Source organism: Streptomyces sp. NPDC055189, assembly GCF_053606765.1.
In genome coordinates, this window is sequence record NZ_JBSGSG010000146.1 from 1 (window position 1) to 12,134 (window position 12,134).

A 12,134-nucleotide genomic window follows, 5' to 3' on the forward strand; every position below is an offset into this window, starting at 1 on the left:
GGACACCTGACGTTCCGGCGGCCCCGGCGGCTCCGGCGGCTCCGGCGGCTCCGGCGGCTCCGGCCTAGTGATGTTGCGTCATGTGCGCCAGCGCCTGCATCGCGCTGTCGGGGGCGAAGGCGCTGTCGATGCCCTCCGCCGCCCCCTCGGCCGCTTCGATGGAGCGCGGCATGAGGGTCTTCTCGTACGCGGTGATGGCCTGGTCGATGGTGGGGTTGTCGATGAGGGCCCTGGCGAGGTCGGCGCCGTCGAGCATGGCGAGGTTGGCGCCCATGCCGGAGAAGGGGGACATGAGGTGGGCGGCGTCGCCGAGGAGGGTGAGGCCGGGTGTGCGGGGCCAGGTGTGCGGGACGGGCAGGGCGTACAGGGGGCGGTTGATGTAGCCGGTGTCGGTGTCGGTGTCCGTGTCCGTGTCGGTGATGAAGCCGAGCAGGTCGGGGCTCCAACCGTTGAACTCCGCGAGGAGGGCTTCGCGTACGGCGTTGGTGTCGGTGAGGTCGACGCCTGCCTGCTGGTGCCAGTTCTCGTCGGTGCGCATGCCGACGTAGACGCGGATGCGTCCGCCGCTGTTGCGCTGGGCGACGAAGCCCTGGTTGTTGTCGAGGGCCATCATGGTTCCGTCGCCGGTGAGTTCGGCGAGGCGGGGGTGTCGGCGGTCGGCGTCGCTGAGACCGGTCTCGACGAAGGTGACGCCGGTGTAGACCGGCCGCGCGTCCGACAGCAGGCCGCGGACTTTGGACCAGGCTCCGTCGGCCCCGACGACGAGGTCGGCATCGGTGATCGTGCCGTCGGCGAAGTGCAGGCGGTGGGTGCCGTCGCCGAGGGGGGCGACGCGGGTGAGTTTGTGGTTCCAGCGCACGGTGTCCGGCTTGAGGGAATCGAGGAGGAGGCCGCGCAGTTGGCCGCGGTCGATCTCGGGGTTGCCCTCGGCGGTGTCGGCTGCGGGCGGGACCGCGTCGAACAGGATGCGGCCGTCGCGGCCGATCAGGCGCATCTGCTGGCCCTCGGGGCGGGCCTCGGCCAGGAATTGGTCCAGCAAACCGGCTGCGCGCAGGGCGTGTTGGCCGGACTCGGGATGCATGTCGAGACTGCCGCCCTGGTCGCGTGCGGTGCGGGAGGTGTCAGCGTCGTGGACGGTGGCGGTGATGCCGTGTTCCTGCAGGATGCGGGCGCAGGTCAGGCCGCCGGGGCCGGCACCGATGATCGCGATGCGGGGTGCGGGGGTGGTGGTGGTGTTCATGGCTTCTCTCCGTTCGTGCCGCACAGCGGTGCTGCGGTGCTGCGGTGCGATGGGGTGTGGTCGTTCGATGCCGTGCGGAGCGGCCGGGTCAACTGGCCCCTGTCGCAGCGTGGTTCCGGGGCTGGCCTGCGGACGGCGGCGGCCCGGCCTTCTTCAGCGGGACTTCGACGACGCGGACCGCGGCGATGAAGGCGAGGGCGCACAGGATCGCCCCGGTGAGGAAGATCTGGTGGGTGCCGTGGGTGACCGCGGTGAGGTAGGCGTCCTTGGCCCCGGCGGGCAGGTCGTACGAGGCGGACGCGTCGGCGGGGGTGCCGCCACCGGTGGCGGGAAGGTGGGACTGGACGGCGCGGGTGAAAAGCGAGCCGAAGACCGCGACGCCGAGCGAACCACCCAGCGTGCGGAAGAGGTTCACCGAGCTCATCGCGGCGCCCATGTCACGCAGGGCGACGCTGTTCTGCGCGATGGTGCCCGCCATCTGCAGGGTGAAGCCCAGACCGATGCCGACCAGCACCATGTAGAGCCCGGTCAACAGCCGTGATGTGCCGTTGTCCATGGTGGCGAGGAGGGCAAGGCCCGTGGTCAGGAACCCCGTACCGAGGACGGGGAACATCTTGTACTTGCCGGTGGCGGACATGACCTTCCCGGCGAGGGTGGACACGATCACCACCGGGATCATCATGGGCAGCATCAGCAGCCCGGAGTTGGTGGCGGAGGCGCCCTGGACGGTCTGCTGGAAGAGCGGCAGGTAGAGCCCGGCGCCGAACATGACCACGCCTGCGGCCAGGATCATCGCCACCGCGAGCGGGTAGTTGCGGTGGTTGGTGAACACCGTCAGGGGCAGCAGCGGCTCGTCCGCCCGCCTCTCCGCCCCGATGAACAGGGCGAGCCCGATCACGGCGACGGCCCCCGGGGCGAGGATCTGCCAGGAGCCCCACGGGTAGGTGGCGCCCGCCCAGGTGGCGGCCAGCACGATGGCGCCGATGGAGATTGTCAGCAGGGCGATCCCCGCCCAGTCGATTTTCGCGGTGATGCGCCGGGCGGGCACGTGCAGCGTCAGCCACAACCACACCAGGGCGAGCAGGCCGAGCGGCAGGTTGATGTAAAAGGCCCAACGCCAGTCCCAGTGCCCGGTGATGAACCCGCCGAGCAGTGGGCCGCCGATGGTGCCGATGGCCATGACCGAGGCGGTCATGCCCTGGTATTTGCCCCGCTCCCGGGGCGGCACGAGGGCGGCGACCAGGGCGAAGGCGCCCGCGCCGATGCCGCCGGCGCCAATGCCCTGCAGGGCACGGAAGGCGATGAGGCCGGTCATGGACTGGGCGGCCCCGCACAGCGCGGAGCCGACGATGAACACGGCTATCGAGGCGAGATACAAGGGCTTGCGGCCGTACAGGTCGCCGAACTTGCCCCAGATCGGGGTGGTCACGGCAGTGACGAGTGTGTACGCGGTCACGACCCAGGACATGTGCTCCAGGCCGCCCAGGTCGCCGACGATCGTGGGCATCGCGGTGCCCACGACCATGTTGTCGAGCATCGCGAGCAGCATCGCGAGCATGACGCCGAGCAGCACCCAGCGCACGTTCTTCGGCACGGATGAGGGGGCGGTTACGGGGTCGGCGGAGGGGAGAGACGCAGACGCGGACATGACTGATCACTCCTTTCGGAGGTGCCTTAGGAGGTGAGGAACAGTAAGAAGGCGGCCGCACAGAGGGGCCGGGCGGTGGCTCACGGCCACTGCTGCGACGCCTCGCGGCGCCACTCCAGAAAAGCACACCAACTAAATAAGTGCAACGACTCAACTTTTGAACTTGAACAACCAAGAGGTAGAGTCCCGGTATGACCGGTACCGATACCGAGACCGAGACCGAGACCGACACCGAGACCGGCGCCGACGGGACCCGCGCCCCGTCGGCGCCAATGCCACCGATGGGGCGCCGCGAACGCAAAAAGGCCGCCACCCGCCAAGCCATCGCGGATGCGGCCCTTCATCTGTTCCTCGAGCGCGGATACGACGATGTCGGCATCCGCGAGATCGCGGATGCCGCAGACGTGTCCACGACAACTCTGTTCAAGCACTTCCCGGTCAAGGAAGCCCTCGTCTTCGACGAGGACGCCGCCCAGGAAGCCCGCCTTCTCGCCGCCGTGCGCGACCGGCCCCGGGACCAGTCCATCCCCGCGGCCCTGTGCGAGCACGCACTGCGCTATCGCATGGCGGCCGCGGGCAGCGACGCCCGCTTCACCGCCTTCTTCGACCTTGTCGACAGCACCCCGGCCCTGCGCGACTACGTGCAGAACATGTGGCTGCGCCACACCTCCGCCCTGGCCGGGGCCATCGCCGACGACAGCGGTCTGCCCGCGGACGATCCCGCCTGCACCGCCCTGGCCCACTTCGCCCTGGAAGCCCCCCGCGCCGCTCGCGGCCACGAAGACCCCCGCCAGGCCATCACACGCGCCTTCGACCTGCTCGAGAACGGCTGGCGGGCCCTCGCCTGAGGTAGGGCGAGGGCAGGCTGCGGATCTCCCCGTGCCTCAGGCAGCCGGAACGGTGGCCTCGCCGGCCGGGCCGCCGTCCTCCTCCGGTGCGTCGCCTTCCGGGCCCAGCGGGCGCCCCTCCCACACAAGGGCCTGCCAGCCCTCTTCGGGCGAACCTTCGAGGACGACCACGCCCGTGTTGCCCAACGGGTGACTCGCGGAGTACTCCACGTCGACGTTGACCGCACGAGCGGCCACCCACATACGGATCGCGGCACCGTGGCTGACCATCGCCACCGTCTCGACGCCTGTTGCGGCCGCCTCGGCGACCACGGCGTCAAAGCGGCCGAGCGCCTCCACGCCGTTCTCCCCACCGGGCATCCGGCGCTCGGTGTCGCCCGCGGACCAGGCGAAGGCGGCTTCCAGGTAGGCGGTGGCCGCCTCGTTGTCGCCGCGCATCTCCAGATCGCCGGCGATCAGCTCCCGGATCCCGTCCCTGACCTTGACCTCAAGCCCCTTCGCGGCAGCCAGCGGCGCGGCGGTCAGCTGGGTCCGCAGCAACGTGGACACGTACAGGGCATCGATCTTCTCCCCCGCCAGCGCCTCCGGCAGCGCAGCCGCCTGATCCTGCCCCAGCGGCGTCAGCGCCGGGCCGGGGGCCCCGGTGTCCAGGAGGTGCTTGAGGTTGGACGGGGTCTGACCATGACGTATGAGCAGCAGGCGCATGCGGTGATTACCTCCACTGGACGAAAACAACGCCTTCCACTCTGCCACCAGAACCCCCCGCACCGGCATACGGGCAAGCGGGACAACACGTGAGCGGCCACTCAGGACGGCGGCTTCTGCCACACGCTGACGTGTGACCGGCTGGACGCGGTGAAGGGCGCCTCCGTCCAGTCGGCCCATCGCTCGGACAACTCCAGGCCGGCGAGCTTGGCCATCACGTCGAGCTCGGAGGGCCAGACGTAACGGTGCGGTGAGCGGAAGGTGCTGCCTTGGCCGCCTTCGATCGTGTAGTGATGTGAGACCAATCGCTGGTTGACCAGGTCATACGTATCGAAGCCCACATGCTGCTCACCAATGTGGAACGGGCGGGCGGTCTCGCCCGGCGGCAGACGCTGCACGTCGGGCACGAAGACTTCGATCACAAGACGCCCACCGGGCTCAAGCCACACATCGGTATCCATGAGCCCGCAGGCTTGCACAGCGAGCCCGCTACTTCGTAGCCCCCTGAGCGAAGCCGTTGTAGATGTAGCGCTGGAGGAAGAGGAAGAGGAGCAGCGTCGGCAGGATCACGAGGATTGCTCCTGCGGAGATGTTCTCCCAGTGCGCTCCGAAGGGGCCCTTGAAGCGGAACAGGGCGGTGGAGATCGTTCCCTTGTCCTCGGAGGGCATGTAGAGGAACGGGATGTAGAAGTCGTTGTACGTCGTGATGCCCTTGACGATGACGACAGTGGCGATGGCGGGCTTGAGCAGCGGCAGGATGATCTTGCGGTAGATCGTGAAGGTGTTCGCGCCGTCGAGGCGGGCGGCTTCGTCGAGCGACGTGGGGATGCCGCGGATGAACTGCAGGAAGATGTAGATCGACACGATGTCGGTGCCCATGTAGAGCAGGATGGGCGCCCAGTGGGTGTCGAACAGGCCGAAGCTGTTGACCACTTGGAAGGTCGCCACCTGCGTCGTCACACCGGGGACCAGCGTGGCGATCAGGAACAGGGCCATGACCGTCTTCTTGAGCCGGAAGTCGAAGCGGTCGATCGCGTACGCCGTCATGGACCCGATGAGCACGGTGCCGGAGATCGAGAACAGCAGGATGAAGGCCGTGTTCCCGAACGCCATGAGCATCTTGCCGTCGTTGAAGGCGGTGGCGTAGTTGGAGAAGTTCAGCCAGTCGTCCGGCAGGCTCATCGCGCCGCCGTCCGTCACCTCGCGGGAGGTTTTGAGCGAGGTGAGGAAGACGACGAGCAGGGGGACGAGCACCACGAGCGAGGCGACGATCAGCGAGAGGTAGGTCAGTGCCGTGCCGACCCGGGGCCGCCTGCCGGGAGTGGTGGACCGGGCGGGCGTGGTGAGCGTGGTCATACGAGGTCCACCTTGTCGTCGGGCACGATCCGGCGCTGGATCCAGGTGACCAGCAGGATGATCAGGAGCAGCACGACGGCGCAGGCCGAGGCCAGGCCCGTCTTGTTGAACTGGAAGGCGAGCTTGACCGTCTGGATGACGAAGGTAGAGGTGTCGGTCGCGCCGCCGGTCATGATGTACGGGATCTCGAAGACGGCCAGTGAGCCGGAGATCGCCAGGATGACGCTGAGGCTCAGAACGGGCTTGATGCCCGGCGCGATAATGTGCCGGAACTGCTGCCAGCGGCTGGCGCCGTCGAGTTGGGCCGCCTCGTACAGTTCGCCGGGGATCGACTGGATCGCCCCCAGGAAGAGCACGAAGTTGAGGCCGGTGAAGCGCCACACGGACACTCCGGCGAGTGAGGTGTTGGCCGACTCGGGGTCGCCGAGCCAGGCGTGGTCGCCGCCGACGCCGAACCAGGACAGGATCGAGTCGAGGGTGCCGCCGTCCTGGAAGAAGTAGAGGAAGACGAAGCCGATGGCGACGCCGTTGATCAGGTAGGGGAAGAAGAGGATCCCCTTGAAGAGGTTGCGGAAGCGCAGGTCGAAGCTGAGCACCGTCGCGAAGTACAGCGCGATCACGATCTGCACGGCGGAGGCGGCGAGGTAGTAGAAGCTGACGAAGAAGACCCGGAACAGTTCGGGGCGCGTGAACAGTTGGGTGTAGTTCTCGATGCCGGTGAAGTTCCGGTCGGGGCTGACCCCGTCCCAGTCCGTGAAGCTGTAATAGATCATGTTGGCCACGGGCACGTAGGTGAACGTGACAAGCAGCGCCAGCGGCGCGAGGAGGAACAGCCACGGAGTGATCCGCCGCAGCGGATGGTCACGCCAGGAGCGGGTGGGCCCGGTGCGGCGTTTGGTCCGGTGGCGGGCTGCCGCTGCCGGGGGTTCGTGCGACGCCGGCGGCGCGGTGGATGTCGTGTGCGTCATGGCGGGCGGGCCTTTCGTGTTCCGCGACAAGTTGGCAGGCGTGTTCCGCGACGAGTTGGCGGGCGTGGGGCGCAACGAGCCCGCGGGCGTGGGGCGCAACGAGCCGGCGGGCATGTTGCGCGACGCGTTGACTGGCATGTTGCGCGACGTATCGGCGGGCGTGGGGCCCGGCCCCGCGGGCGGTGCGGGGCCCCGTGCGTCCCGTGCGGGCCCGGTCAGGAACCGGAGGCCGCGGCCGCCTCTGCCCAGCGCTTGTTCAGGTCGTCGAAGTACCCCTGCAAGTCGCCGTCCTGTGCGCCGCGGGCGACGTCGATCAGCTTCTGCCGGTAGTCCTGCTTGCTCAGGCCGATCTCGGCGGCGTCGTCGATGGCGTTGACGTCCTCCGTCTTGGCCTCGGAACGCTCCACGAGCTTGACATCGTTGTCCACATAGGGCTTGAGGACCTCGGGCAGCTGGTCGGCCTTCAGGGCGGAGACACCGCCCTCCTTCGCGGCGAACCCGGACTTCTCGGTGAACCAGTCGAGCCAGGCACGCGCGGCGTCCTTGTGCTCGGAGTGCGCGTTGACGGCCAGTTGGTAGTCCGAGACCAGCGTGGCGCAGAACTGGCCGCTCTTCTGGACGGGGAAGGGCATGAAGCCGATGTCGTCCGGCTTCTCGCCCGCCTTCTTCGCGGCGTCGCGCATCTGGTTGATGGCCCAGGAGCCGAGCAGCATGCTGCCGATGTCGCCCTTGGCCAGCTGCGTCTTGGAGCTCTCCCAGTTGGTGGTGGTGGGGTCCTTCTCGGCGAGCTTTCCGTGGACGATGTCGTGCAGCAGGGTGTCGATGACGCTCAGATCGCTGCCCTTGGCCCACGGCTTGTCGGACGTGGCCAGGTCGTCCCAGGCCTTGGCCTCGCAACCCCCCGATCCGACGCTGTTGGTCCAGGGTCCTGCCAGCGGCCAGCCGTCCTTGAAGTTGGTGTAGTAGGGCGTGGCGCCCGTCTTGTCCTTGACCGTCTTGAGGTCGTCGAGGAACTGCGCCGGGGTGGTGGGCCAGTCGGTGATGCCGGCCTTCTTCCACAGCGACTTGTTGTAGACGAAACCGTTGGCGGTGCCGAAGTTGGCGATGCCGTAGGTCTTGCCGTCGACATCGGTCTTGCCGGTGAAGCGGTACTTCTTCTTCATCGTCGCGGTGTTGCCCAGCGGGGCGAAGAACTTGGGGTAGTCACCCTTGGCGAGCACGCCGGGGATGAGGAGGACATCGCCGTAGTTCTCGGTGTTCATCCGGATCTTGACCTCCCCCTCGTAGTCGGTGATGCCCTCGAAACCGACCTTCACCTTGGGGTAGATCTTGTTGAACGCGGTGGCGTACTTCTTCATCGTGCCGTCCTGCACGAGGTCGGTACGGTTGGTGAGCACCTTGATGGTGCCCGACACCTTGCCCGCGTCCGAGGGAGCGGTGGCCGTCTCGGTGGACGGGGTCCCTCCCCCGCTGCACCCCGCGACGGTCAGCAGCGCGGTGGCAAGCAGCGCGGCGATCAGCGGCTTCCTCCTCATGTGCCCAACTCCTTTCAAGGGTTACGGCTCAGGCCCCAGCGGCTGACGGCACTATGTCAGCGATACGTGAACCGGTAAAGCTATGATTTCCGGCGCGATACCCAATCGTTACCGGCTGCTGCGCGCTCAGTTGGACTGAAGCCACCACCACCTGGGCTGTCGCGTGACCCCTGGATCACCTCTGAGTACTGGACCGGTTAATCAACTCGGGGTTAGGTTGACAGACATCGCATACGAGCACGGCCTGTGTCTGTCCGATTGGAGCCGCAAATGAAGGACGTCACCCAGCTGACGGAAGGCTGGAGTCTCAGCCACGAAGGGGCGACGCTCGATGCCCGCGTCCCCGGCTGCGTCCACACCGATCTGCTCGCCGCAGGCCGCATCCCCGACCCCTTCCTGGGGACCAACGAGAACGACATCGCCTGGGTGGGCCGTCGGTCATGGACGTACACGCGCACCCTCGGCGCCACCGGGGAACTCGCGGACGCGGACACGCACGAACGCACCGACGTGGTCTTCGACGGCCTCGACACCGCCGCCCGCATCAGCCTGGACGGACAGGAGTTGGGCAGCACACGCAACATGCACCGCTCCTACCGCTTCGACGTCACCGGCCGCGACGGCGAACTGCGGGTCGACTTCGCCTCCGCCTACGAGGAGGCCGCAGCCGTACGGGAGTTGACCGGCGAGCGCCCCAACGTCTACCCCGAACCCTTCCAGTACATCCGCAAGATGGCATCCAGCTTCGGCTGGGACTGGGGGCCGACCGTGGTGACGGCCGGCCTGTGGCGCCCGGTTCGCCTCGAGCACTGGTCCACCGCACGCATCGCCCGGGTCCGGCCGCTGGTGACGGTCCACGAGGGGACGGGACGCGTGGAACTGCGCGTCGACCTCGAGCGCACCGCGCAGGGCACGGACCAGCCGCTCGTCGCCCGCGCCACCGTGGCGGGAGTCGAGACACAGGCCCACGTGCGGGGCGATGCCGTCACCCTCGTGCTCGACGTGACGGACGTACAGCTGTGGTGGCCGCGCGGGTACGGCGAACAGCCTCTGTACGACGTCGGGTTGACGCTGCACACAGCCGACCGCACCGCCGAGCACACAGCCGAGCCCACCGCCGACCCCACGGCCGACTCCGCACTCGACACGTGGCAGCGCCGAGTGGGCTTTCGCACCGTGGAACTGGACCAGAGCCCCGACGAACACGGCACCGGCTTCACCTTCGTCGTCAACGGCGAGCGCATCTTCGTACGCGGCGTGAACTGGATCCCCGACGACGTCCTGCCCTCCAGGATCACCCCCGAGCGCTACCGGGCCCGGCTCACCCAGGCCGCCGATGCCAACATCGACCTCGTTCGCATCTGGGGCGGCGGCATCTACGAGGACGACGCCTTCTACGACGCCTGCGACGAGCTGGGCCTGATGGTCTGGCAGGACTTCCTCTTCGCCTGCTCCGCCTATCCCGAGGAGCAGCCGCTGCGCGGCGAGGTCGAGGCCGAGGCCCGCGAGAACGTCGTACGGCTCATGCCCCACCCCAGCCTGGTGGTGTGGAACGGCAACAACGAGAACCTGTGGGGCTTTCGCGACTGGGAATGGGAGGACAAACTCGCGGGCGACTCCTGGGGCGAGGGGTACTACCTGGGGCTTCTGCCGCGCGTGGTCGCCGAGCTTGACCCCACCCGCCCCTACACCGCGGGCAGCCCGTGGTCCGGCTCCTGGGACCACCACCCCAACGACCCCGACCACGGCACCTACCACTCGTGGGAGGTGTGGAACCGGCAGGACTACACCGACTACCGCGCCAACGTGCCGCGCTTCGTCTCCGAGTTCGGCTGGCAGGCGCCCCCGGCGATGGCGACACTGCGCCGTGCCCTGCCGGACGAGGACCTCGCCCCGGACTCCCCCGGCATGCTGCACCACCAGAAGGCCGAGGACGGCAACGGCAAGCTCAACCGCGGCGTCGAGCGCCACTTCGCGCTGCCGCACGGCGACTTCGACCGCTGGCACTACCTCACCCAGGTCACCCAGGCCCGCGCCGTCGCCACCGGCATCGAACACTGGCGGGCCAACTGGCCGCGCTGCGCCGGAACCATCGTGTGGCAGCTCAACGACTGCTGGCCGGTCAGCTCCTGGTCCGCCGTGGACGGCGACGGCCGGCTCAAGCCGCTCCACCACGAACTGCGCCGCGTCTACGCCGACCGCCTCCTGACCCTCCAGCCGGGAGCCGAAGGCGCCGATCTCGTACTCGCCAACCAGGGCGCCGAAGCATGGGAGACCTCCGTCTCACTGCGCCTGATGCGCACCGACGGCACGCTCGCCGCACGCCTGTCGCTCGAACTGACCGCCCCGCCACGCGAGGTACTGCGCCTCGCGGTCCCGTCGGAGGTCCTGCCCGCAGCGGGCTCCGCCAAGGAGTACCTGGTCGCCGACACCGAAGGCCTGCGGGCCCTCCATCTACCGGTACGCGACCGGGAGTTCGGCTACCCCGAGCCGCGCTACGACGTCGCCGTCGAGACCGTGGGCAGCGACCGCAACACCGTCGATGTCGTGATCAGCGCGCAGACCCTCGTACGCGACCTGCTGCTCCAGCCCGACCGCATCAACCCCCACGCGACCGCCGACCGCGGCCTGATCACGCTCCTGCCGGGCGAGCAGACCCGCATCCGCGTGCACGGGGCGCAGGGCGCTGGGGCAAACACCATTCGGGCGGCCCTGTTCAGCGTGGAACCGGCGTGAGCGCTCCCACCCAACGCGTCACCATCAAGGATGTCGCGGCTGCCGCCGGGGTGTCCAAGGGTGCGGTCTCGATCGCCTTCAACCACAAGCCCGGGCTCTCGGAACCGACACGCGAACGCATCTTCGCCGTCGCCCGGGACCTGGGCTGGGCGCCCAACTCCTCGGCCCGCAGCCTGTCCACGCAGCGAACCGACACCATCGGCCTCGCCCTGTGCCGGCCGGCCCGGCTCCTTGGCCTCGAGCCGTTCTACATGGAGTTCATCTCCGGCATCGAGAGCGTGCTTGCCCAGCAGTCCTGCTCCCTGCTGCTGCGCCTGGTCAGCAGCCTGGACGAGGAGATCGAGCTCCAGGAGACGTGGTGGCGCAAGAGGCAGATCGGCGGGTCCATCCTGGTCGACTTCCACCAGGACGACCCGCGCATCGAACCGCTCAAGCGCCTCGGGATCCCGGCGGTGGCGGTGGGCCATCCCGACCTGACCGGCGGGATCCCCTCGGTATGGACCGACGACGCCAGCGCGGTGGCCGAGGCCGTGCGCTACCTCGCTGCCCTGGGCCACCGGCGCATCGCCCGGGTGGGCGGGCCCTCCGGTCTGGGGCACAGCGCGATCCGGGAGCAGGCGTTCCGGACCACCCTGCGGGAGCTGGACCTGGATCCGAGCCCGCAGGTGGCGACCGGGTTCGCCGGGGAGGAGGGGGCCCGCGCGACGCGCTCGCTGCTCCTGCGCCCCGACCGTCCGACCGCCATCGTCTACGACAACGACCTCATGGCCGTGGCCGGTCTTGGCGTCGCCGCCGAGATGGGCGTGGCGGTGCCGGACGAGTTGTCGCTGCTCGCCTGGGACGACTCCCAGTTGTGCCGGCTCACGCATCCGACACTGTCGGCGATGAGCCATGACGTGCACGGCTTCGGGGCTGAGGTCACCCGCGAGTTGTTCGATGTCATCGCCGGCCGTGCGGTGACGCCGCGCCGGGTCGCCACACCGTCATTGACACCCCGGGCGTCCACGGCGGCGCCACGCGCGCCGCGGGTCTGAGCCGTACCGGGGCAGGGCCGCGGCGGCCAGGCGGAGTGGGGGCGTCGCACATCCAGGTGTGCGA

At 68.7% G+C, this 12,134-nt stretch carries 10 protein-coding genes; 3 read left to right on the top strand and 7 right to left on the bottom strand.

All coding sequences use genetic code 11. The annotated features are described in order from the left end of the window. Positions 1 to 64: 64 nt before the first annotated feature. Together ACWFR3_RS45310 and ACWFR3_RS45315 are read right to left on the bottom strand one after the other, a co-directional pair. Positions 65 to 1,240 carry an FAD-dependent oxidoreductase gene (locus ACWFR3_RS45310; RefSeq protein WP_453740572.1) on the bottom strand — a complete coding sequence of 392 codons (1,176 nt, stop codon included), beginning with the start codon at positions 1,238 to 1,240 and terminating at the stop codon, positions 65 to 67. A gap of 88 nt (positions 1,241 to 1,328) precedes the next feature. After that, positions 1,329 to 2,888, bottom strand: coding sequence for an MDR family MFS transporter (locus ACWFR3_RS45315; protein ID WP_453740573.1), 1,560 nt, complete (start codon positions 2,886 to 2,888; stop codon positions 1,329 to 1,331). Between the two features lie 281 nt (positions 2,889 to 3,169). Here ACWFR3_RS45315 and ACWFR3_RS45320 point away from each other — a divergent pair, with 281 nt between their 5' ends. After that, positions 3,170 to 3,736 carry a TetR/AcrR family transcriptional regulator gene (locus ACWFR3_RS45320; protein WP_453740581.1) on the top strand — a complete coding sequence of 189 codons (567 nt, stop codon included), beginning with the start codon at positions 3,170 to 3,172 and terminating at the stop codon, positions 3,734 to 3,736. Between the two features lie 36 nt (positions 3,737 to 3,772). Here ACWFR3_RS45320 and ACWFR3_RS45325 read toward each other — a convergent pair whose 3' ends face one another. The 5 genes from ACWFR3_RS45325 to ACWFR3_RS45345 all read right to left on the bottom strand — a co-directional run bounded on the left by ACWFR3_RS45325 (position 3,773) and on the right by ACWFR3_RS45345 (position 8,300). Beyond that, positions 3,773 to 4,441, bottom strand: coding sequence for a histidine phosphatase family protein (locus tag ACWFR3_RS45325; protein ID WP_453740574.1), 669 nt, complete (start codon positions 4,439 to 4,441; stop codon positions 3,773 to 3,775). Positions 4,442 to 4,542: 101 nt separating this feature from the next. Further along, positions 4,543 to 4,902 carry a hypothetical protein gene (locus ACWFR3_RS45330; protein ID WP_453740575.1) on the bottom strand — a complete coding sequence of 120 codons (360 nt, stop codon included), beginning with the start codon at positions 4,900 to 4,902 and terminating at the stop codon, positions 4,543 to 4,545. A 28-nt stretch (positions 4,903 to 4,930) separates the two neighbouring features. Next, positions 4,931 to 5,797, bottom strand: a complete 867-nt coding sequence (locus ACWFR3_RS45335) for a carbohydrate ABC transporter permease (protein WP_453740576.1) — start codon at positions 5,795 to 5,797, stop codon at positions 4,931 to 4,933. Continuing rightward, positions 5,794 to 6,765, bottom strand: coding sequence for a carbohydrate ABC transporter permease (locus ACWFR3_RS45340; RefSeq protein ID WP_453740577.1), 972 nt, complete (start codon positions 6,763 to 6,765; stop codon positions 5,794 to 5,796). Before ACWFR3_RS45340 ends, ACWFR3_RS45335 begins: the two co-directional genes overlap by 4 nt. A 215-nt stretch (positions 6,766 to 6,980) precedes the next feature. Continuing rightward, positions 6,981 to 8,300, bottom strand: a complete 1,320-nt coding sequence (locus ACWFR3_RS45345) for an ABC transporter substrate-binding protein (RefSeq protein WP_453740578.1) — start codon at positions 8,298 to 8,300, stop codon at positions 6,981 to 6,983. Positions 8,301 to 8,570: 270 nt separating this feature from the next. Here ACWFR3_RS45345 and ACWFR3_RS45350 point away from each other — a divergent pair, with 270 nt between their 5' ends. Together ACWFR3_RS45350 and ACWFR3_RS45355 are read left to right on the top strand one after the other, a co-directional pair. Beyond that, positions 8,571 to 11,036, top strand: a complete 2,466-nt coding sequence (locus ACWFR3_RS45350; RefSeq protein WP_453740579.1) for a glycoside hydrolase family 2 protein — start codon at positions 8,571 to 8,573, stop codon at positions 11,034 to 11,036. After that, entirely contained in the window at positions 11,033 to 12,070 is a 1,038-nt protein-coding gene (locus tag ACWFR3_RS45355) for a LacI family DNA-binding transcriptional regulator (RefSeq protein ID WP_453740580.1), read from the top strand. Before ACWFR3_RS45350 ends, ACWFR3_RS45355 begins: the two co-directional genes overlap by 4 nt. The last annotated feature ends 64 nt before the right edge of the window (positions 12,071 to 12,134 follow it).